Origin of the sequence: Alloiococcus otitis ATCC 51267 (genome assembly GCF_000315445.1) — a bacterium.
Taxonomy (GTDB): domain Bacteria; phylum Bacillota; class Bacilli; order Lactobacillales; family Carnobacteriaceae_A; genus Alloiococcus; species Alloiococcus otitis.
In genome coordinates, this window is sequence record NZ_JH992959.1 from 122,035 (window position 1) to 142,916 (window position 20,882).

Annotated in this window: 16 protein-coding genes, 1 tRNA gene and 1 pseudogene; 10 read left to right on the forward strand and 8 right to left on the reverse strand. The window is 45.6% G+C overall.

Translation table 11 applies throughout. The annotated features are described in order from the left end of the window. Positions 1 to 360: 360 nt before the first annotated feature. The 4 genes from HMPREF9698_RS05360 to HMPREF9698_RS05375 all read right to left on the reverse strand — a co-directional run bounded on the left by HMPREF9698_RS05360 (position 361) and on the right by HMPREF9698_RS05375 (position 5,887). Positions 361 to 2,220, reverse strand: a complete 1,860-nt coding sequence (locus HMPREF9698_RS05360) for an ABC transporter ATP-binding protein (protein WP_003778075.1) — start codon at positions 2,218 to 2,220, stop codon at positions 361 to 363. Next, positions 2,220 to 3,938, reverse strand: a complete 1,719-nt coding sequence (locus HMPREF9698_RS05365) for an ABC transporter ATP-binding protein (protein ID WP_003778077.1) — start codon at positions 3,936 to 3,938, stop codon at positions 2,220 to 2,222. The genes HMPREF9698_RS05360 and HMPREF9698_RS05365 overlap by 1 nt, the downstream gene beginning before the upstream one ends. After that, a complete protein-coding gene (locus tag HMPREF9698_RS05370) occupies positions 3,938 to 4,561 on the reverse strand; it encodes a TetR/AcrR family transcriptional regulator (protein WP_003778079.1) in 624 nt (207 codons plus the stop codon). The genes HMPREF9698_RS05365 and HMPREF9698_RS05370 overlap by 1 nt, the downstream gene beginning before the upstream one ends. Positions 4,562 to 4,732: 171 nt before the next feature. Beyond that, entirely contained in the window at positions 4,733 to 5,887 is a 1,155-nt protein-coding gene (locus HMPREF9698_RS05375) for an AI-2E family transporter (RefSeq protein WP_003778080.1), read from the reverse strand. A gap of 127 nt (positions 5,888 to 6,014) precedes the next feature. Here HMPREF9698_RS05375 and HMPREF9698_RS05380 point away from each other — a divergent pair, with 127 nt between their 5' ends. Then, positions 6,015 to 7,049, forward strand: coding sequence for a lactonase family protein (locus HMPREF9698_RS05380; RefSeq protein ID WP_003778082.1), 1,035 nt, complete (start codon positions 6,015 to 6,017; stop codon positions 7,047 to 7,049). A 73-nt stretch (positions 7,050 to 7,122) separates the two neighbouring features. Here HMPREF9698_RS05380 and HMPREF9698_RS05385 read toward each other — a convergent pair whose 3' ends face one another. Continuing rightward, positions 7,123 to 7,653: a PTS sugar transporter subunit IIA gene (locus tag HMPREF9698_RS05385; protein ID WP_003778084.1), complete on the reverse strand. Its 531-nt coding sequence runs from the start codon at positions 7,651 to 7,653 to the stop codon at positions 7,123 to 7,125. Between the two features lie 192 nt (positions 7,654 to 7,845). Between HMPREF9698_RS05385 and HMPREF9698_RS05390 the strand changes: the two genes are divergently transcribed. Next, complete coding sequence (locus HMPREF9698_RS05390) at positions 7,846 to 8,670, forward strand: undecaprenyl-diphosphate phosphatase (RefSeq protein ID WP_003778087.1); 825 nt, start codon at positions 7,846 to 7,848, stop codon at positions 8,668 to 8,670. A gap of 73 nt (positions 8,671 to 8,743) precedes the next feature. Here HMPREF9698_RS05390 and HMPREF9698_RS05395 read toward each other — a convergent pair whose 3' ends face one another. Further along, positions 8,744 to 9,988, reverse strand: a complete 1,245-nt coding sequence (locus HMPREF9698_RS05395; protein WP_003778089.1) for an NCS2 family permease — start codon at positions 9,986 to 9,988, stop codon at positions 8,744 to 8,746. A 293-nt stretch (positions 9,989 to 10,281) separates the two neighbouring features. Between HMPREF9698_RS05395 and HMPREF9698_RS05400 the strand changes: the two genes are divergently transcribed. The 4 genes from HMPREF9698_RS05400 to spxA all read left to right on the forward strand — a co-directional run bounded on the left by HMPREF9698_RS05400 (position 10,282) and on the right by spxA (position 13,331). Further along, entirely contained in the window at positions 10,282 to 10,899 is a 618-nt protein-coding gene (locus tag HMPREF9698_RS05400; RefSeq protein WP_003778091.1) for an NfeD family protein, read from the forward strand. A 3-nt stretch (positions 10,900 to 10,902) separates the two neighbouring features. Beyond that, positions 10,903 to 11,892, forward strand: coding sequence for a flotillin-like protein FloA (gene floA / locus HMPREF9698_RS05405; RefSeq protein WP_003778093.1), 990 nt, complete (start codon positions 10,903 to 10,905; stop codon positions 11,890 to 11,892). Between the two features lie 8 nt (positions 11,893 to 11,900). Next, complete coding sequence (locus HMPREF9698_RS05410) at positions 11,901 to 12,317, forward strand: hypothetical protein (protein ID WP_003778095.1); 417 nt, start codon at positions 11,901 to 11,903, stop codon at positions 12,315 to 12,317. A 603-nt stretch (positions 12,318 to 12,920) separates the two neighbouring features. Next, positions 12,921 to 13,331 carry a transcriptional regulator SpxA gene (gene spxA / locus HMPREF9698_RS05415; protein WP_040292658.1) on the forward strand — a complete coding sequence of 137 codons (411 nt, stop codon included), beginning with the start codon at positions 12,921 to 12,923 and terminating at the stop codon, positions 13,329 to 13,331. A 664-nt stretch (positions 13,332 to 13,995) separates the two neighbouring features. Here spxA and HMPREF9698_RS05420 read toward each other — a convergent pair. Next, positions 13,996 to 15,177 carry a MalY/PatB family protein gene (locus HMPREF9698_RS05420; RefSeq protein WP_003778100.1) on the reverse strand — a complete coding sequence of 394 codons (1,182 nt, stop codon included), beginning with the start codon at positions 15,175 to 15,177 and terminating at the stop codon, positions 13,996 to 13,998. A gap of 190 nt (positions 15,178 to 15,367) precedes the next feature. Between HMPREF9698_RS05420 and HMPREF9698_RS05425 the strand changes: the two genes are divergently transcribed. Beyond that, positions 15,368 to 15,452, forward strand: a tRNA-Leu gene (locus tag HMPREF9698_RS05425). Between the two features lie 162 nt (positions 15,453 to 15,614). Here HMPREF9698_RS05425 and HMPREF9698_RS05430 read toward each other — a convergent pair. Beyond that, positions 15,615 to 17,781: pseudogene (locus tag HMPREF9698_RS05430) on the reverse strand (Tex family protein). A 188-nt stretch (positions 17,782 to 17,969) separates the two neighbouring features. Here HMPREF9698_RS05430 and HMPREF9698_RS05435 point away from each other — a divergent pair. Genes HMPREF9698_RS05435 through HMPREF9698_RS05445 form a run of 3 tightly spaced genes read left to right on the forward strand, consistent with a single transcriptional unit; the run spans position 17,970 to position 20,866 of the window. Continuing rightward, positions 17,970 to 18,884, forward strand: a complete 915-nt coding sequence (locus HMPREF9698_RS05435) for an efflux RND transporter periplasmic adaptor subunit (RefSeq protein ID WP_003778106.1) — start codon at positions 17,970 to 17,972, stop codon at positions 18,882 to 18,884. A gap of 51 nt (positions 18,885 to 18,935) precedes the next feature. Continuing rightward, positions 18,936 to 19,649, forward strand: a complete 714-nt coding sequence (locus HMPREF9698_RS05440; protein WP_003778108.1) for an ABC transporter ATP-binding protein — start codon at positions 18,936 to 18,938, stop codon at positions 19,647 to 19,649. Continuing rightward, the gene (locus HMPREF9698_RS05445) at positions 19,646 to 20,866 is read left to right on the forward strand and encodes an ABC transporter permease (RefSeq protein WP_003778110.1); all 1,221 of its coding nucleotides are present in this window, start codon (positions 19,646 to 19,648) and stop codon (positions 20,864 to 20,866) included. The genes HMPREF9698_RS05440 and HMPREF9698_RS05445 overlap by 4 nt, the downstream gene beginning before the upstream one ends. Positions 20,867 to 20,882: the final 16 nt, after the last annotated feature.

The following is a 20,882-nucleotide window of genomic DNA, read 5'->3' on the forward strand; positions in this document are numbered from 1 at the left end:
TATTGTCCAGTTTCAGCTTCAAAACTTCCTTATTCTGATTTATTGTCCAGTTTCAACTTCAAAACTTCCTTATTTTGATTTATTGTCCAGTTTCAACTTCGAAACTTCCTTATCTTGATTTATTGTCCAGTTTCAACTTCAAAACTTCCTTATTTTGATTTATTGTCCAGTTTCAAGTCCGAAACCACTCTATTTCTAGTCAATCGCTAGCTTGCTTCCAAAGTGGACAAGTCATTCCTAAAGGCTTTCAAATTTAGTTAGGACTAGATTTTTCATAATTCACTTCAAAATCTCTGCATCAAAAAAGGGCAACTTTAACAAGTTACCCTCAAAAAACAATTTCCCTACTGCTTCAATTTTTTAGCTATCCCAAGCAAGGTCGTCTGCTTGGTCATCTGAAGAGGCAAATTGGGCGTAATAAAGATCAGCGTAAAAGCCTCCCTGGTCTAGGAGTTCTTGGTGGGTGCCTGTTTCGATAACATCGCCGTGGTTCATGACAATGATCTTGTCAGCATCCTGGATGGTAGACAAGCGGTGGGCAATGACAAAGGAAGTTCGCTCTTGGATAATATTTTCCATGGCTTCTTGGATTTGTTTTTCAGTCCGGGTATCAACACTGGAGGTGGCTTCATCTAAGATTAAGATCTCAGGATCTGCCAAGAAGGCCCGGGCAATGGTGATCAATTGGCGCTGGCCTTGGGAAACGTTGGAACTTTCCTCGTTAATCACAGTGGAGTAGCCCTTGGGTAGGCGACGGACAAAGTCGTCTACATTGGCCGTTTTAGCAGCTTGGAGGATTTTTTCATCGTCGTCGGCATACTTGTCGTTGCCGTAAGCAATATTTTCCCAGATCGTACCATTAAACAGCCAGGTATCCTGAAGGACCATGGACATGTGTTTGCGCAGGTCTGACCGGTTAAAGTGGCGGGTATCTACCCCGTCTAGGTAAATACTACCGCCCCTGACATCATAAAAGCGTTCCAAAAGGTTGATCAAGGTCGACTTCCCGGCCCCAGTTGGTCCAACGATAGCCACCATTTCACCTGGTTTCACCTGCAAGTTAAAGTCATTCATTAAGAGGTCGGCCTCTGGGTCATCCGCATAACCAAACTGAACGTGTTCGAATTCCACCTTGTAGGGAGTATCTTGCTTGTCCGGGACATCGACTTCCACTTTTTGCATAGGCTCTTCATCAATGATTTCAAAAATCCGCTCAGTAGAAGCAATGGTAACCTGGATGGTATTGGAGAGCTGGGCAATGAAGCGGACAGGCTGGGAGAATTGGTTGACATACTGCATAAAAGCTTGGACGTGGCCGATGGAAATGATCCCGTTAATAACGCCCCAGCCACCAAAGACACCGATCCCAAAGTAACCCAGATCCCTTGCAAAACTAACCAAAGGCATCATGATAATGGACAAGAACTGAGCCTTGGTGGAGGCATCATTTAACTTGGCACTTTGGTCAACAAAGCGGGCATTTTCATCGTCTTCTCGGTTGTAGGTCTTGACAATCGTGTGGCCGGCATAGACTTCTTCCACCTGGTCTGTCAAAATCCCTAACTCTTTTTGCTGGCGGGCAAACTGCTTCTGGGCCCTTGGTGCAATAAAATAAATACAGCCTGCACTGATTGGGAAGGTTAGTAAAACAACCAAGGCTAGCATCCAGTTGACCATAAACATGATCACTAGGACGGTCACAAACATGATCACCCCGTTCACCAATTGGATTAAAGATTGTTGGAGGATGTTAGCGATTTGGTCCATGTCGTTGACGGCCCGGGACATAATGTCCCCATTCCCGTGGGTATCAAAGAACTTAATGGGCAGGGTTTCGATTTTTTCTTTTAGGTGCTCACGCAAGTCGTAAACAGTCGCCTGAGATAAAGCAGCGAGTAAAAAACTTTCTAAGTAGCGCAAAAGTGCTTGGCTGAGGTAAATAATGACGATGGCTATAATGATTTGGATAATTAGGTCATAATTGATAGGCAGGTTGGTTAAGGACAGGTTGTCGCTCATTGCCTCTTGAAAGGCCCGGATGACTTCATTGGTGGCCATAGCCATGACAGAGGGGGCAATGGCATTGAGGATAATGGCTGCTAGCCCGAAGATGACAGCAAAGATGAAGATTCCCTTCCGGCGAGACATATACTGGACTAAGCGCCATACTGTCCCCCAAAAGTCATCAGCGTGGCGTTTTCTGTGGGCTTGTCTGGCCATTAAACTTCCTCCCCTCTCATTTGTGACTGGATAATTTCTTGGTAGACTGGATTCGATTCTTTGAGGTCTTCGTGCTTGCCAGCCCCCACAACTTTACCGTCTTCAAGGACAATAATCTCGTCAGCATTGACAACCGTACTGATTCTTTGGGCAATGATCACCACTGCCTTGTCCCGAGTCACTGGTGTCAAGGCTGCCCTTAAGTTAGCATCGGTTTTAAAGTCTAGGGCGGAGAAGGAGTCATCAAAAACCAGCAAGTCGGCATCGGTTACCAAGGCCCGGGCGATACTCAAGCGTTGGCGCTGGCCACCAGAGAAGTTGCCCCCGCCTTGTTCTACCTTGGCATCTAAACCGTCTTCCAAACCTTCCACAAAGGCCTTCCCTTGGGCGATTTCCAAGGCCTCCCAGAGCTCTTGGTCACTGGCGTCTGGGTGGCCGTAAGTGAGGTTTTCTCGGATGGTACCTGAAAAAAGGATGGCCTCTTGAGGGGCAAAACCAATCCGGTCTCTCAAGTCTTCTTGACTAATGTAGCGGATGTCCTGGCCATTCAGCTTAATGGAGCCAGATTCCACATCGTAAAGGCGGATCATAAGGTTGGCGATGGTAGATTTACCAGACCCGGTCCCCCCAATGATGGCTAAGGTCTGACCAGCCTTGACTTCCATGTTAATCCCTTCTAGGGCTAAATTGTCTGTGTTAGGGTAGCGGAAGTCGACATCTTCAAAGGCAAAATCAATAGACTGGTCGCTGACCTGGTCTGGGTGGTCGTCATCCTTGATAGTAGATTGGTGGTTCAAGATAGCCAAAATCCGTTCAGCAGCAATTTGCCCCCGAGGAATAAATGACAAGACTTGGGCTAGGAGCATAATCCCCATCATGATCAAGCCGGCATAGGTTAAGAAGGCAACTAGGTTCCCTACCTGCATCTGACCAGACCCTACTAGGTTAGCCCCAAACCAAAGGATCATGATATTGGTCAGCATGATAACGACCAAGAAGACCGGCATCATGAGGGCCATGCGGGCATATGCCCCGATGGAAATAGACTTGAAGTCCTGGTTAGAAGAAGCAAAGCGGTCTTCTTCATATTGACTCTTGTTAAAGGCTCGGACAACCCGAACACCGGTCAATCCTTCTCGGAAGATCCGGTTAATTTCATCCGTCTTTCTTTGCAAGCGGCGGAAGAGGGGCTGGGCTGACCGCATAATCAACCAGATAGCTAAGCCCATTAGAGGAGCTGTAATGATAAAGACAAAAGCCAACTGGGGTTCCCGAGTAAAGGCCATAATGGTGGCTCCCAGGATTAAAAAGGGGTCAACCCCTAGCATAATAACCACCTGGAGCATGACAAATTGTAGCTGCATCACATCATTAGTGGTTCGGGTAATCAAAGAAGCTGTCCCGAACTGGTCCAGGTCTTCTTTGGAAAAGTTGACAATTTTTTTAAAGGCCCGGTTACGGACCGTCTCCCCCAATTTTTGGGTTTCCCTAGCAGTAAAAACAGAACTTCCTACCGCAAAGGCTATAACTAAAAGGGCTACACCAATCATCAATAAACCTTGCCTAATAATATAGTCCATATCTTCTTGCAAGACACCGTAGTCAATAATATCCGCTGTCATGGTCGGCAAGAGAATCATGCCAAAAACCCGGCAGGCTGATAAGAATATGGATAGAAGGACATACTTTGTCTCCATCTCTTTAAACAAACGGAACATTAACAATTCTCTCCTTTATCTACTCGGCTAATCCCGTAAAAGACCCAGTCTAGCCGTTTAATAAAATGGTCTTGGGTCACTTCAACCGGTGCATTCTTCCAAAAACCCTCCATAATACTATTGTTCAAAAGTTCGTGGAGAAACTGCAGGACTTCTAGTAACTCAGCCTTAGTCGAAATCTTCAAATTATCTAAGCGAACAACTTCATATAAGGCACTTTTGTGGCTATCCGTAAACATTATGTTGATACTTTCACGGTTTAGAGAATAGTTCATGTTAAGGTATAGTTTTTCAAAAAAGCCAAACTTCTTAGACTTGGTGATATTGTCAATATAATAACGACTATAACTTTTATAAGAGGCATAAAAGTCTCCTTGGTTCTTTTTAAAGCAAGTCATCAGCAAGTTATGGTAGTTCCGCTTAAAAAGACCAATCAAGTGGAGGTACAAGTCTAATTTATCTTCAAAGTATTGGTAAAAACTCCCCCGGGAAATACCAGCCTGGTCCACAATTTCGGCAACAGAGGCCTCATTGAGGGCCTTGGTCGAAAAAACAGCCATAGCCCCTTGGATAATCCGGTCTTTCTTTTCCTCGGGAAGGTTAAAAAAAGTTTGTCTTGGCATGTTTGCCTCCCATCATGACAAGCTGTCATTTTTTATAAGTAATTCCTATTATAGATGACAGTCTGTCACCTAGCAAGGCCAAAAACTCATTATAAAAGAAGCATATAAAAGAGCCTTGCAGTTTAGATTAGACTGCAAGGCGGTTAGGATTGATATTTTGAACGTTCCAGCCTAGTCCTGGTCTTTCAAAACGGCTGCTTGACTGGCATGTCCTTGGTCCTCATGGTACAAGTCCGTTTCTTCTTTGACGTATTCAAAGGCCATGCTGACCACAATCTTGATGATGGCATAGGCTGGCACCCCTAAGAGGAGACCCAAGACACCAAAGAGACTACCGGCGATTAAGAGGATAAAGAGAATGGTAATGGGGTGAATATTCAACTGGCTACCCAGAATATAAGGTTGGATAACCCGATTTTCCAAAATTTGTTCAATGATAAAGAGAATAGCTAAGTAAACGAGGAGGATGGGGTCTTGGAATAAGGCCACTGCTGCAGCTAGTAGGCCTGAAATAAAAGAACCCAAGTAAGGGACTAGGTTAAAGAAACCAGCGATAATAGCCAAGACCAAGAAATAGTTGAGGCCGATAATGGCATAGCCGATTAAAAAGATAATGGCAACGCAGATGGCAACAAAAATCTGGCCACGGACATAAGTACCCAACTGGAGGTTAACATTGGACAAAAATTTACGGACAGTACTCTTCATCTGGGTGGGGGTAACTTTGACCAGTCCTCGGGCAATTTTTGACCCATCAACTAACATAAAGTATAGGATAAAAGGAACGGTAAAGATAGTGATGACCACCTGGGCGGTGACGCTGATCACACTCCCGATCCCACCCAAGGTTGCTGATAGGACGGTTTGAAACTGGTTAGCAGCATTTTCTAAAATATTGGTTTGGGAAACTGTTTCTAAGATTTGGGCCACAAAGTCAGCCCCAATTTCCTCTTCAAAGAAATTAACAGCCTGCTGCCAGTAGGATGGGAACTCTTGGATGATGGCTTCGACCTGGTTGTTGATAATCGGGACAATAAAGACAATGGCCCCGCCAATCAAGGCCAAGATTGCCAGGAAGACAATGATAACGGAAGCCGCCCGGGGTACACCCTTTTTATTCATAAAATCGACAAAGGGTTTAAAGACATAGTAGGCAATGACCGAGGCAATCAAGGGTGCAGACACAATCTGCAAGGCTTGTAAAATCGGACTCAAAAAAGGCCTCATTTGTAAGAGTAGGAAGAGGTTTAAAAGAACCAAAAAAGAGACCAACAGGAAAAAGATAAACTTGTGGTTTTTTCTAAACTGACTTAGACTAAATTTCATTGTCTCACCTCATTAAAAATATTTTAACATATTTTTCCCATTCTGGCGGAACTTTTCGTTCAATACATAAACTAGCCTGGTTTTGTTATAATGACAAGTAGTTAAATGGATGAGAGGAGTAGGAAAGATGATTAAAAAAATTTTACTGGGAACTTACACGAGAGGGGAAAGTCAAGGCATCTACCAAATTGAGCTTGATCCATCCCAAAAAATATTAAACAATTTGCAGCTAGTCCAAGAAATAGACAACCCAACCTACTTAAGCTTAAACCAGGATAAAACCCTCCTATTTTCAGTGGTAAAGGAAGGAGACCAAGGCGGAGTCGCCTCTTTCAAGAAGGAGAGAGATGGTTCCTACCAATTACAAGATAAGGCCCTGCAAAAAGGCCCTGCCCCCTGCTATTTGGCCTATGACCAAGACCGGCACTTGCTTTATTCAGCCAACTACCACCTGGGCAGTCTCCAAGTCTACCGTGTGGACCCCCAGGGGCATATTGGCTTGACCGATAGCCTAAGCCACCAAGGATCCGGACCCCATCCCAACCAGGAGGCACCCCACGCCCATTATTTCGACCAAAGTCCAGACGGCAACTACCTAATCTCTTGTGACCTGGGAACAGACCAGGTCCAGACCTACCAAGTCAACCAGGAAGGAAAGATTAGCCAAATTGCCTGCCTAGACCTTGAGCCCGGTTCTGGCCCCCGCCACTTAGCTTTTCACCCCGATGGTAGCCATGCCTACTTGTTTACCGAACTAACCAGTCAAATTTACCTCCTGAATTACCAATCCGACCAGGGCAGTTTTAAGATTTTAGACCAAGTCTCCAGCCTGCCTGAAGACTTTGAGGGAGAAAATAGCGGGGCTGCCATCAAGCTGACCCAAGACGGTAAATATTTATATGCCTCCAACCGGGGCCACAATTCCCTAGTCGCCTACCAGGTCCAAGACAACTACACCTTGACGGACCCCGCTTGGACCCCAACTTATGGACAAACCCCCAGAGACTTTACCCTATCTCTTGAAGAAGACCTAGTTCTCGTGGGCCACCAAGACCAGAATGTCCTGACCCTCTTTGAAAGAAAGGCCAAGGATGGTCGCTTGAGCCTTCTTGAAAAAGACGTCTACGCCCCAGAAGTTGTCTGCCTCAAATTTTTAAATTAAATCAAATGAAGTTAAAAAAGCTAGCTAGGTTTCTCACTACAAGAAGCCTAGCTAGCCTTTTAACTACCGATCTTTATTCACCCTTGCTGGTCACTTGGCCAAGTTCAGCTCCCTGGCTAGTCTTGCCGGTCACTTGGAGGTCAAAGCCTTCTACCTTATCCATATTGGTAAAGACCACAATAATGGTGTCGTCCTTGCCAGACTTTTCCAAGCCTTGTAAATCGACTGTGGAAATTAGGGTGTCTGGGGTTACCTCGTCGCCTTCTTTGACCACTGTATCAAAAGGGCCCCCATCTAATTCGACCGTATCGATGCCAATGTGGACCAAGACTTCAATGCCATTTTCAAACTCTAAACCAACGGCGTGCTGGGTAGGAAAAACGGATACAACCTTTCCTGTTCCTGGGGCATAAATTTCCCCACTTTCAGGACGGACCCCATAGCCATCCCCCATCATTTTTTGTGAAAAAACTGGGTCATCTACTTCTTCAATGGTTACAACTTCGCCTTCTACTGGGTTGGTAAAGGTTACGGTTTTGGTCTTTTGAGGGTTTTGGTCCTGGTCTTTGCCTTTGTCACCTTTTAGAAAATCAAATAATCCCATTCTTGGTCATCCTTTCCTAAGTTTAAGGAATATCGTGCATAATATAGTTCAATTCTAGCACATCCGGCCATCACATGGATAGCCATCCTACCATTTTCTCTTATTCTTTAATAAACTTTAATCCCCAAGCCTTGTCGATTTGGGGAAATTTTTGTAGAATGCTAGGGTAAATAAATTGGATAGGAGTTACATATGTTTATTGAAATTATTAAAACCATTATCTTAGGTATCGTCCAAGGTATCACAGAATGGCTCCCCATCTCTAGTACCGGCCACATGATCCTAGTAGATGAATTGATCACCTTAAACGTCACCCCCGAATTCCGGGAAATGTTTCTGGTGGTCATCCAGCTGGCCTCCGTCTTGGCCGTCATCCTCCTCTACTTCCATGAGCTTAACCCTATCGCCTTCAGCAAGTCCAAGGACCAAAAGGAAGAGACTTGGAATATTTGGTTCAAGGTTATTGTAGGAGTTATCCCTGCTGGGGTCATGGGCCTGCTATTCGACGATTTGATTGACCGCTACTTCTTCAACTGGTTGACGGTTGCCATCATGTTAATTGTCTACGGCATTGCCTTTATCATTATCGAACACTACAACAAGGGCCGGACCTTCCCTATCCAAACTTGGGAAAGTTTATCCTATAAAACCGCCTTCTTGATCGGGTGCTTCCAAGTCCTCGCCTTGATTCCAGGGACATCCCGGTCTGGGGCTACCATTGTGGGGGCCCTCTTGATCGGAACCGCCCGACCCATTGCCGCTAAATTCTCCTTCTTCCTCTCTATCCCGGTCATGCTAGGGGCCAGCCTACTGAAACTCTTGGGCTTCGGCCTGTCTTTCACCACTGGAGAATTAACCATCCTCCTAGTGGGTTGCCTGGTCTCCTTTGCCGTTTCCGTTATTGCCATTAAGTTCTTGATGGCCTACATTCGCCGCAATGACTTTACCGCCTTTGGTTGGTACCGGATTGTGGTAGGGATTATCGTCATTGCCTACTTTGGCTTTATAGCCGCTTAAATATAGAGATAAAACACAACCACCCCTCCCTGGCCTACAGGCAAGGAGGGGTGGTTTTTTGTGCTTCCTTAGCTTAGAGGAAAATTTCAACGACTAAGAGGAGTAAAAACAAGAAGGAAATGGTCAGGTTGGTGGGGTTCAAACGACCTTTTTGGCCGAAAACAGAGGCAATGATGGGGTAGAGGACAAAGCCATAAGCCATACCGGACACGATACTACCAGTCAAGGGGATGCTTAAGATGATCACAATGGCCGGCAGCCACAAGGACCAGTGGGGCACTTCGATGCTGGTGATAAGTTTGCCCATGGATAAACCGGTAAAGACAATGACCGGGCCTGCTGCAACTGCTGGAATGTAGGAGAAGAGCGGAGTGACAAACAAGGCGACTAGAAAGAGTAAACCAGCCACACTGGTGGACAGGCCAGTCCGTCCCCCTTCTTGGATCCCAGCCCCATTTTCGGACAAGGTAATGGCAGGACTGGTACCGAAGACACCAGAGAGGACACTCATGACTGAAACGACCTGGTAGCTTTTTTTCGCCTCTTCACGGTCTTCCACAAAGGCCTCTACAATGCCCAGTGCTTGGAAGATTAAAAGCATGACAAAGGAAAAAATAGCAATCAGACCATTGATGGAGATCATGTTGGAGAACTGAATGTCTAAGAGGTCAAAGTAGTTGCCAAGTTCCAACAAGGCATTGGTGGAAGAAACTTCCAAGCCATCCGTGAAAATCCAAAAGATAGCCGTAATCAAGGCAATGGCAATCAAGAAGGCCCCTTTAACCTTGAAGAGGGTCAAGACTAAGACGATTAGGAGGCCAATAAAACCAAGCCAAGACCAATTAAAGCCGTCTTCAAGGAGGAAGCCGGCATTCTCAAGCCCTATCCGGACTAGGAAGAGGCCAATCCCAATAGTAATGGCCTTTTTGAGTTCTAAGGGGATGGACAGGCGGAATCTTTCAATAACCCCGGTAAAGGTTAACAAGACAAAGATTAAACTGGAGACAATGGTAATCCCCAAGCTTTCCTGCCAGGTAAAGCCCAACCCCCCAACTAGGGTATAGGCAAAATAAGCCGTCATCCCAAGACCTGGGGCCATGACCAAGGGGGTATTGGCATAAAGTCCCATGGTTAAACTGGCCACGATAGCAATAAAGATAGTGGCCAAGAGACTTAAGACCTGGGGCACGCCAGCTTCGCTTAGCATAACGGGGTGGACAAATAGTATGTAGGAAGAAGAGAAGAAGGTAATCAAACCAGCCAAGATTTCGGTTTGAATACTAGTTCCTTTCTCACTTAATTTGAAATATTGATCCATAAGATCCTCCTTAATAGAAAATGTTAACCCTATCCTACCACATTTAACTGGGGAAATATAGGTTGTTTCCGAACAATCATAGAATTAATTATTCTATCGTTCAGTTTTTACAGACCTAGACTAGGATATTGCGGATTTTCTTGGCCAAGTCCCCCTTCCCTAGCTACAAAGGGCTGACTTGGCCCTATGCAAGGATGGTCGGCTAGAAATCAGTCTCTAGAAGGAGGGCAAGTGGACTAGCAATATGGTAAAATAAGGATAGCTATCGTAAGGGAAAAAGGAAGGAGGATAATATGGAAGGGATTACACTCACCTTTATCTTTATGGGCCTGGCCATAGCGGTCATGACTTCCCACACCAAGGCAGGCATTTTACTATCGGGGTTAGCGACTTTTTTTTACTTCTATCTTGTTGATTTTAACAGCTGGATTCCCCTTGTTCTATTCATCCTAGGCCTACTTCTCATTGTGACGGAGATCTTGATACCAGATTTCGGCTTGATTGGACTCTTAGGGATCGCCTCTGTTATCGGTGGTCTCTACCTTACCTTGGGCGACTTGGGTCAGACCATCCAAGATATGAGTATCGCCATTGTCATTACTGCAGGCTTAGTCCTCTACCTGGCTAAGCAAGGATACTCCCTGGCCAACTTTAGCCGCTTTGTTTTAACCTCATCGGAAGAAAACCAGCAAAGCAAGAAAAAAATCAACCGCAAGTTGCAGGAAGGAAATGAAGGCATTTCAGAAACGACCTTAAGACCATCTGGCAAGGCTATCTTTAATGAAGATGATGGACTCATCTATGATGTCCTTAGCGCAGAAGGCCACATTTCCAAAGGCACCCCTATTGTGATCGAAAAAATAAGCGGAACGAAAATACTCGTCCGTAAATTAAAGCAAAAAGGAGACTAGCTCATGGATTCTACACTTATTGGCGTCATTATTGTTGCACTTCTGGTCATTGTCGCTTTGGCCCTCTTCCTCCGTTTTGTCCCCATCGGCCTGTGGATTTCGGCCTACTTCTCCGGGGTTAAAATTTCAATTGGAACCCTTGTGGGGATGCGGTTCCGTCGAGTCAAGCCCAATTCCATTATCAACCCCTTAATTAAGGCAACCAAGGCCGGCCTAGTCTTAAACACTGACCAGCTGGAGGCCCACTATTTGGCAGGTGGTAGCGTGGATGATGTCATTGACGCCCTCATTGCTTCCCAAAGAGCCAACATCGACCTAGAATTTGAAGAAGCTGCCGCTATTGACCTGGCAGGCCGTAACGTCTTTGAAGCGGTCCAAGTGTCTGTTACCCCGAAAGTTATTGTCACACCAAACATTTCAGCCGTTGCCAAAGACGGGATCGAAATTATTGCCAAGGCCAAAGTCACTGTCCGGGCCAATATTGAACGCTTGGTTGGTGGGGCTGGTGAAGATACCATTATTGCCCGGGTCGGCGAAGGGATTGTCACCACTGTCGGTTCAGCTAATGAACACAAGTCCGTTTTGGAAAACCCCGACTCCATCACCAAGACCGTTTTGGCTAAGGGGCTGGACTCTGGTACCGCCTTTGAAATTCTATCCATTGATATTGCTGACTTAGACGTTGGCCGTAACATCGGGGCCAAACTCCAAAGAGACCAGTCTGATGCAGACAAGAACATCGCCCAAGCCAAGGCTGAAGAACGTCGGTCCATGGCTGTTGCCGAAGAACAAGAGATGCGGGCTGAAGTCCAAAAACAACGGGCTAAGGTTGTGGAAGCCCAAGCCCTAGTCCCACAAGCCATTGCCCAAGCCTTGAAGGATGGCAACTTAGGCGTTTTAGACTACCTCAAAATGCAAAACTTGAATGCCGATACCGACATGCGCCAGGCTATCTCAGGCAAAGACGACAACAATCCACAAGACGGAGAGTAGGGGTTTAAATGCCATTTTTTTACCTCTTTAGCCTCATATTTACCCTCCTGCCCTTTTTGGTCATCGGCTTCATCGTCTTGATTATCGTCCAAGCCACTAGCAAGTCTCCAAAAAAAGTAATGGGTAGGGGCAAGCCCAAGCCTTCCTCCCTACTAGAAAAATACCAGGCTGATTGGGCCAAAAATGCCCAAAACCAAGAAAGACCTAAAGTAAATCCAAGAAGGTCTCCTCATGCAAGACTCGATCAAGACCAAAAAGAAAGCAGGAAGAAAAGAAGTCAAAAAGAAAAGCAAGCTAAAAGAAAGGCAAAACAATCCGGCAAGAGACAGACAAGTCAGCAGGCTGCAGAAAAAAACGGGCCAGACAAGGGTCTAAGACTCAGAACCAAACCAATGGCAACAGCTCGCAAGCAAAATCTGATCTAGACTGGTCTGGTGAAAGTAATTCCAAATCAGGCAACCGGATCTATCAAAGAGAGATTCAGTCAATCTTTGATAAAGAACAAGATGATCATCGGCAAAACTTAAACCAAGGTCAAATTTTAGGCCAGCAACTGGCTAAAAACTTGAAGCGAGACCAGCTGAAACAGGCGGTGATCTACAAAGAAATTCTTGACAAACCCAAGTCCTTATCCGATGATTTGTAAAAGAGTCCGGTACAAAATATGATAAAAATCCATAACAACCCCACCCAGCTTGGTCTGGGATGGGGTTGTTTGACTTCATTGAGTCAGTGCACTAGGGGCGAATAGCTTACAAAGAATAAGTAAAATAGAAACAAAATTGTTTATTATTATCACTAGAAAACCCGTAAATCACTTCATATGTTTTTAATAAATGTAAAAAATTAACTAAAAACCCCTCTTGTGTGAAAATAATGTTAATTTTACCTTATAGACCTTGTGGAATGTGAACTTTACTACTACAATTGATATATAAACTATATAAATAGACTTCTAAGGATACCGACTAATGTCTGAGAAATTTGCAATAGAGATTATCTTTTACACATCAGAAGGGAAGTATAAAATGATTAATCTATTCACATCACCAAGTTGTACGTCTTGCCGTAAAGCCAAGGCTTGGTTAGAGGAGCAAGGTCTAGACTATAAAGAGAAAAACATCTACCATGAACCTTTAACCAGAGATGAAATTAAAGAGATCTTGATGTTGACCGAAGAGGGAACAGACGAAATTATTTCATACCGGTCTCAGGCTTATAAAAACTTAGAAGTTGAAATCGAAGACTTGTCTATGAACGAGTTGCTCGATTTATTCATTAAAGAACCCAGTCTTATCCGCCGGCCTATTATTATGGACGACCGAAGACTGCAAATTGGTTATAACGAAGAAGAAATCCGCACTTTCCTTCCTCGTGAAGCAAGAGAAGTCGAGTTGAGCGAGATCCGCATGAAACTTGTTGAAGACGAAATTGCATAAATCTCTGTCGGTGTTATAACTGGTAAAAGCAAGGGCCTTTCCCCTTGCTTTTATTTTGGATTAAAAAAGGTCCATTCCAAGCTTGATAGCTGGGGATGGACCTGTTTGCATCCAAGCCGTAAAAAGGCCTTGGAGAAGTTGGGTGTTCACATCACCCAGCTTCCGACACACGCTTCCCGCGCTGTGCACTCAAGCACGGTGTCTTGCTTAGATTTGCCTACATCAGTCATGTAGGCGCCTCGACTCATCGCATGTCCTCAAGTCTAGCTTATCCTCGTGTAAAATGCAAGTTTCTTTCCTTATATCTTCCAGATGACCTCTACAATCCTTAGTTAGTAGTTTCCGATGCCACTACTAAAATTACCATTCTTGCCATTATCATTATTGACCTAGTAGCCCTCGCAAAAAAGCCTACTCCCTTTTTGACCGCTTAACCCAACCCTGTCCGAGGACTTGGGTAAAAAATTTTACGAAAATGAAAACGCTTGTTGACAACGCTTTCTGTTTTGCTATAATAAAGTTAAAGAAGCGATAGTGAATGCTTTTACCTTCGTTTTCTTTATATTTTAATCATCTCCTTTCTACTAGGAAAGACCCTTGACCTCCCGTCAAGGGTCTTTCTTATGGGCTTTTTCCTATTTAATGGCTGGTAGTCTTGGTCTCCCTATGTTTTTTTATCAAAGCAAGACTTGATCCGGTTAAGACCTTCTTGGACATTTTCCCGGCTAGTAGCAAAGTTAAGTCGCATCCAAGTTGGGGAAGTTTCGCCGTAGTTTAGTCCATTCACCAAGGCCACTTGCCCTTCTTGGGTGAAGAAGTCTTCTAATTCTTTCCCTTCTAGACCAATATCTTTGGCGTCAAACCAAAACAAGTAAGTAGCTTCCGGTTTGATAAAGTCCACTTGGGGTAAGTTTTCTTGGAAAAAGTCAACAATCAACTGGCGGTTTTGGTCCAAGTAAGCCAAGAGGTTCTGCTGCCAGTCTCGGCTTTGGGCAAATGCGGCCTGGGTCGCCACCAAACCAAAGCTGGAGATGGCCGAATGAGCCAGGAGGGCTTGGGTAGATTGGATCTTGTCTTTCAATTCTTCGTTTTTGACAAAAATAGCTGAACACTTGACCCCGGCAATATTGAAAGTCTTGGTAGCTGAGTGGAGGACAAGTAGCTGGTCAAAGTATTTTTCATCCAGGGTATAGGCTGAAGTGGCCTTGTTTTCCGGATAAGTTAAGTCGATGTGAATTTCATCTGATATGAGGTAAACACCATATTCTTGACAGAGGTCAGCCAATTTCACCAGTTCTTCTCTAGTCCAGACCCGGCCCCCTGGGTTGTGGGGATTACTGAGGACAAAGAGTTTGACCTCACCCTTTTTAAACTCAGCTTCAATTTGGTCATAATCCATGACAAATTTGCCAGCTTCAATAATCAGAGGGGATTTAACTATTTTACGCTTGTTGGCCTTTAGAATTTTGATAAAACCATTGTAGGCAGGGTCATGAATCATCACCCCATCATCCTTGCCAGTCACTGCTTGAATAACAGCTCCAATAGACCCCACTACTCCAGGAGATAGGAGGATGTCTGATTTTTGCAAGTCCACCTGGTGGCGGTCTTTGTACCAATCGATCTGACTTTGGTAAAAGTCATCGGATGGAATGGTATAACCTAAGACATGGTTGATAGCTAAGTCTTGTAAGCTTTCTTTGATGGCCGGTGCAGGGTCAAAGTCCATGTCTGCCACCCACATAGCTAGCAAGTTAGGGTCATTACTTCCAAAGCGGTCGGCTAGCCCATCCCACTTCGCTGAATTGGTCTGGTGCCGGTCTCTTACATTATCGAAATTTGTCATTTGCTTCCACCTCTCTATTTTTCACTCTCTTCCATCATACCACAAGCCAAAATCATAAAGGATACTTTTCCCTAGACCAGGCTCTTTTCTTAATAAAAAATAATGGATGCCTAGCCTAGATTTTCCTCTTTTTAAAGTTAGTGTTGACAGAGTTCCCCATTATCTGTTATTATTAACTTTGTGTTAACAGGCGCACATGGTGGAACGGTAGACACGCTACCTTGAGGGGGTAGTGGGCTTAAACGCCCGTGGAGGTTCAAATCCTCTTGTGCGCATAGATCGATGCCAAGAAATCTTAACTTAGCAAGATTTTCAATATAAGCATGCAAAATAAGTGCAAAAAGAGCAATAGTCCGAAAGGCTTTTGCTCTTTTAGCATACAAATAAACCAATCTAATCTTTACTGTTTGTAAAGACTAGATTGGTTTTATTAAAGTCTAACCCTTGTCTACCATGGTTAAGGAAATCCGGCCCTTGTCTAAATCGACACCATCAATCCATACCGTGACAATGTCCCCAACCGATACCCGGTCTCTGGGGTGGTTGGTGTAGTCTTTACTCATTTTAGAAATATGAACGAGGCCATCTTCTTTGACCCCAATATCGACAAAGGCACCAAAATCAACCACATTACGGACGGTCCCTTCTAATTGCATCCCTTCCTTGAGGTCTTCCATCTTAAGGACGTCTTGGCGAAGCAAGGGGGCTGGCCGGTCGTCACGCATGTCACGGCCAGGCTTAACCAAGCCCTGGATGATATCCTGGTAGCTTTCCCGTCCTAGTCCAGTTGCCTCAAGCAAGGCCTGGTCGTCAGCCTTCTTGACTTGGTCAGCCAAATCTTGTGACCCAACCTGGTCCTTACTAAAACCTAATTCTGTCAAAATGATTTCTGCTTCCTGGTAGGATTCAGGGTGAATGCCGGTCTGGTCAAAAGGTTCAGCCCCATTCGGAATCCGTAAAAATCCGACTGCTTGCTGGTAGGTTTTGGGGCCTAGCCGTTTGACCGACTTAATTTGTTGACGCTCGGTATACTGGCCTTTGTCTTCCCGGTAGGCTACAATATTTTGGGCTGTGGCCTGGGTCAAGCCGGAAACGTGTTCCAAAAGACTAGCCGAGGCTGTATTGAGGTTTACGCCAACTTGGTTGACAGCAGTCTCCACCACAAAATCCAATTGGTCAGTCAACTTGGCCTGAGATAGGTCGTGTTGGTACTGGCCTACCCCAATGGACTTCGGATCAATTTTAACCAGTTCAGCCAAGGGGTCTTGCAGGCGGCGGGCGATGGAAACGGCGCTTCTTTCCTCAACTTGGAGGTCGGGGAATTCCCGTCTGGCCTCATCGCTGGCTGAGTAAACCGAAGCCCCCGCTTCACTAACAATGACGTAGGCTACAAATCGGTCAAGGTCTTGGACCACTTCACTGACAAATTGTTCCGACTCCCGACTAGCTGTCCCATTCCCGATGGCAATCGTGTCAACTTGGTAGGTTTGAACCAAGTCGGTCAATTGGAACTTAGCTTCCTGGTATTTTTTTCTTGCTATTGTGGGGATAAATGACCTTAATGGCTAAGACCTTGCCTGTTTTATCCACCACGGCTAGCTTGCAACCAGTTCGAAAGGCAGGGTCTAAGCCCAAGACAACCTGGTCTTTAAGAGGTGGTTGCAAGAGCAAGTTCCTCAAATTGTCGCCAAAAACCTGGATGGCCTGGTCTTCTGCGGCTTGCGTCATATCGGACCGGAGTTCTCGTTCAATCGCTGGTTGAATGAAGCGTTTAAAGGCTGCATCAATAGCCTTCTTGACTAATTGGCTAGCCGGGTTATTAACTTGGGCCGGAATTTCTTGCTTATAAACATAGTTTTGCACCCGGCTAGGGTCGCAGTCTAAACTTACTGATAGGACCCCAGCTTCCTCTCCCCGATTCAAGGCCAAAACCCGGTGGTGGGCAATGGTTCGGTAACTTTCTGAATAGTCGTAGTAATTCTGGTAAATACCCTTGGGGTCGTCATTTTCATCCTTGACCTTGGAGGTATAAAGGGCATTATAGCGCATAAAGTCCCGCAGACGCTTGCGGTATTCCGGCTTGTCGCCTACTGCTTCTGCAATAATCTCAAAAGCCCCGTCTAGTCCAGCTTGGCTGGAATCGACTCCCTTATCTGGGTCAATAAAATCCTGGGCCTTGGTCTCTATATCCTGGTCGGAGAAGGTCAAAAGCCAGTCTGCCAAGGCTTGTAAGCCGGCTTCTTTAGCCTGGCTAGCCTTGGTCCGACGTTTTTTCTTATAAGGGCGGTAGAGGTCTTCCACTTCCTGAAGCTGGTTTGCCTGCAGGATTGCCGCTTTTAAATCCTGGCTCAACTTGCCTTGGCTGGCAATAGACTCCATCACAGTTCCTTTCCGGTCTTGTAAGTTTTTTAAGTAATGGTAGCGGTCTTGAATGGTCCGGATTTGGACTTCATCTAAGGCCCCCGTTTGGTCTTTCCGGTAGCGGGCAATAAAAGGGACCGTATTCCCTTCTTCCAAGAGGTCCAATACACTGGTGACTTGCTTGGTCGTAAAATCACTCAGGTCTTTTAACAAGTTTGCTTTAATTGATTCTTCAATATTCATATACTGCTTCTCTATTCCTTTCCATCAGAGGTCAACGTTTGTATTTTACCAAATTATTGATGAGGGGGGCAATGAAGTTGCTAGGACTTTTTGAAAGGGGTTTTTCTAAAAAATAAAAGCTGACCAAGCGACTAAACCCTTAAATTTGTTATAATAGTAGTAAGAAAATCGGTAAAGGAGATAGGACAATGAATTGGAAAAAATGGTTGGGCTTAATTGTCGTCCTAGCCCTAATTGTTTTTGTTGGCTATTCTTTAGTAACCAGTGGCCAAGAGGATGGGGAGGGTTTTGAGGTTCGGACTGACCAAGTCCAGCGGTCCTCTATCAGTGAAGAAGTGACGAGTCAGGGTCTAATTCAAGCCGTTGACCAGCAAGAAGTTGTGGGAACCGGTTTGGTCGAAGACCTTCATGTCGCTGAAGGAGACCAGGTTGTTGAAGGAGATCCCCTAGTGGATTACCTTGAAATGGGCGAGGTCACAGCTGACTTTGACGGAACTGTCACCCAGGTTAATATTGAAGCTGAAACAGCAGACAGCAATGCCCAACAAGGCCAACCCTCTATATTAGTTGAGAGTTTGGATAATCTAGAGGTCAAGTTAGACTTGTCCCAAAACGATGCCCAAGACATCAGCCTGGAAGATTCGGTCAGCTTAGACTACCATGGCCAAGAATTCCAAGGCCAAGTCAGCTACCTAGCCCCATCTGCTAGCAACCCTGGACAGGAAAGCCAAGCTGCCTTGTCTGGCCAACAATCCAGCAACACCCTAGAAGCAAGGGTTGCCTTTGACGACGACCAGGACTTAGACCCCTTGGTGGCTGGCTTTGAAATTGACCTGGCCATCACCGTGGACGAAAAAAACGATGCCCTATTGGTTCCCATTGAAGCTGTCATATTTGACGACCAGGGCCAAGCCATCCTCTTTAAAGTAGAAGACGGCCAAGCCAGACAAGTCCTTATCGAAACCGGGCTCCAATCAGACTTATACATTGAAGTTGCAGACCTGGTTGAAGGCGACCTCCAGGAAGATGACCAGGTGATTTTATCACCTGAAGAAGGCTTAGCTGACGGCGACCAAGTCCAAGTCCAAGAAGATGCAAACTAAGATGTTAAGCTGAGTCAAGCTACTAGCCAAGGAAGACAAGGAGTCTTTAGCATGATAAAGATTGAAGATATCGTGAAAAGCTACCAAACCGGTCAAGAAATCGTCAAGGCGGTGGACCATGTCTCCTTGTCGATCGAAGCGGGTGAGTTTACGGCTATTATGGGCCCCAGTGGGTCGGGCAAGTCCACCATCATGAATATTTTAGGGCTTTTGGACAAGTTCGACTCCGGGTCTTACTCTTTAAATGGGATCGATGTGACTGACCACGACAAGGATGAGTTGGCCCGGATCCGGAATGAAGAAATCGGTTTTGTCTTCCAATCCTTCAACCTCCTACCCCGAATGAACCTCTTGGATAATGTCATGCTCCCCTTAGTTTATGCCAAAGTCCCTCTCAAGGAACGCCAGGACCGGGCCAAGCAAGCCTTGGACCGGGTAGGTTTAAGTGACCGCCTCTACCATGCCACCAATGAAATCTCAGGAGGGCAAAGTCAACGAGTCGCTATTGCCCGAGCTATCGTCAACAATCCTTCTGTCATCATGGCCGACGAGCCTACCGGTAACTTAGACTCCAAGACGACCAAGCGGATTATGAAGCTTTTCCAAGACTTGAATGAGGAAGGAGCAACCATCATCATGGTCACCCATGAGCCTGAAATGGCTGTTTATACCAAGCGGATTGTCCACGTCCGGGATGGCCAGGTGGAAAAAGATGAAAAAATTAACCAAGAAATCCTGACCAGCAAGGAGGTGGGCGACCTATGATTGTGGAAAATTTTAAAATGGCCATGGATTCCATTGTTGCCAACAAGATGCGGTCCTTTTTAACCATGCTGGGGATTATTATTGGGACTGCCTCTGTTATCTCAATTTTATCAGTGGGGAATGGGGCTACTGAAGAGATGACCCAGACCTTTGCGGATATTGGGGCTACAACAATCAGCCTGGCTGCCGATCCTGACCAGGAAGAGCGGGACTTGATCACCCTAGAAGATTTAGACTTCCTCAAAGAAAACATTGATGAAATCGAGCACCTGTCTCCCCCCAACCAAATAAACGGTCGTATTTCATCCAACCAATCCGGCAACCAATTCGGTTTTTTGACTTTTGGGACACCCGACCTCCAGTACTTAAATGCCCAAATGGAAGACACTATCGTGCATGGCCGCTACTTCAACCAGAATGACCTGCAGGTTGGCAATGATGTGGCAATCGTCGATTCGGACACGGCCCAGCGACTCTTTAACCAGACAGATGTTGTTGGGGAAAGTATCCAATTCACTGCTCGCGATACCACTTTAAACTTCACAATTATCGGGATAATGGAAGGCCGGTTCTCAGAACTACAGGGGGAGTTTGCTGAAGAAGGCATGCCTGTTTTTGTCGCCGCCCCCCTGTCTACCATTGAAAATTATTTCCCTATCGAAAGCCGGATTAATAATGTCTTAGTTCAAGTGACCAATACCAGTGACATTGGGCCTGTCTCCAACCAAATGGTCCGACTCTTGGAGCTCCGCCATGACCAGGCTGGCCAAGATGCTTATACAGCTACTAACTTTTTAAATGCCCTCAACCAGCTGGAAGGCTTACTAGGCCTCTTTATCAACTTTATCGCAGCAGTTGCTGGGATCGCCCTCCTGGTTGGTGGAATCGGGGTCATGAATATTATGCTGGTCTCTGTAACCGAACGCACCCGGGAAATCGGAGTCCGTAAGGCTTTAGGAGCCACTACCGGCAATATCTTGGGGCAATTCTTGATGGAATCCTTGATTATCAGCCTCTTGGGCGGTTTAATCGGTTTGGTAATTGGCATTGTCGCCTCCAACCTGATCGCTTCTGCCTTAAACATTACGACCAGCTTAACCCTAGGAGCTGTCCTCTTAGCCCTTGGATTCTCCAGTGGGGTCGGTATCTTCTTTGGCTACTACCCGGCTAGAAAGGCCGCCAACCTCAACCCGATAGATGCCTTAAGACATGAATAAAGGTAAATAGACAAAA

Excerpts from the sequence above, each read along its gene's own strand:
- HMPREF9698_RS05395 (WP_003778089.1), bottom strand. The coding sequence starts at position 9,988 with ATGGATCAATATTTCAAATTAAGTGAGAAAGGAACTAGTATTCAAACC.
- HMPREF9698_RS05435 (WP_003778106.1), top strand. The coding sequence starts at position 17,970 with ATGAATTGGAAAAAATGGTTGGGCTTAATTGTCGTCCTAGCCCTAATT.
- HMPREF9698_RS05380 (WP_003778082.1), top strand. The coding sequence starts at position 6,015 with ATGATTAAAAAAATTTTACTGGGAACTTACACGAGAGGGGAAAGTCAA.
- HMPREF9698_RS05410 (WP_003778095.1), top strand. The coding sequence starts at position 11,901 with ATGCCATTTTTTTACCTCTTTAGCCTCATATTTACCCTCCTGCCCTTT.
- HMPREF9698_RS05360 (WP_003778075.1), bottom strand. The coding sequence starts at position 2,220 with ATGGCCAGACAAGCCCACAGAAAACGCCACGCTGATGACTTTTGGGGG.
- HMPREF9698_RS05370 (WP_003778079.1), bottom strand. The coding sequence starts at position 4,561 with ATGCCAAGACAAACTTTTTTTAACCTTCCCGAGGAAAAGAAAGACCGG.
- HMPREF9698_RS05385 (WP_003778084.1), bottom strand. The coding sequence starts at position 7,653 with ATGGGATTATTTGATTTTCTAAAAGGTGACAAAGGCAAAGACCAGGAC.
- spxA (WP_040292658.1), top strand. The coding sequence starts at position 12,921 with ATGATTAATCTATTCACATCACCAAGTTGTACGTCTTGCCGTAAAGCC.
- HMPREF9698_RS05390 (WP_003778087.1), top strand. The coding sequence starts at position 7,846 with ATGTTTATTGAAATTATTAAAACCATTATCTTAGGTATCGTCCAAGGT.
- floA (WP_003778093.1), top strand. The coding sequence starts at position 10,903 with ATGGATTCTACACTTATTGGCGTCATTATTGTTGCACTTCTGGTCATT.
- HMPREF9698_RS05400 (WP_003778091.1), top strand. The coding sequence starts at position 10,282 with ATGGAAGGGATTACACTCACCTTTATCTTTATGGGCCTGGCCATAGCG.
- HMPREF9698_RS05445 (WP_003778110.1), top strand. The coding sequence starts at position 19,646 with ATGATTGTGGAAAATTTTAAAATGGCCATGGATTCCATTGTTGCCAAC.
- HMPREF9698_RS05365 (WP_003778077.1), bottom strand. The coding sequence starts at position 3,938 with ATGTTCCGTTTGTTTAAAGAGATGGAGACAAAGTATGTCCTTCTATCC.
- HMPREF9698_RS05440 (WP_003778108.1), top strand. The coding sequence starts at position 18,936 with ATGATAAAGATTGAAGATATCGTGAAAAGCTACCAAACCGGTCAAGAA.
- HMPREF9698_RS05420 (WP_003778100.1), bottom strand. The coding sequence starts at position 15,177 with ATGACAAATTTCGATAATGTAAGAGACCGGCACCAGACCAATTCAGCG.
- HMPREF9698_RS05375 (WP_003778080.1), bottom strand. The coding sequence starts at position 5,887 with ATGAAATTTAGTCTAAGTCAGTTTAGAAAAAACCACAAGTTTATCTTT.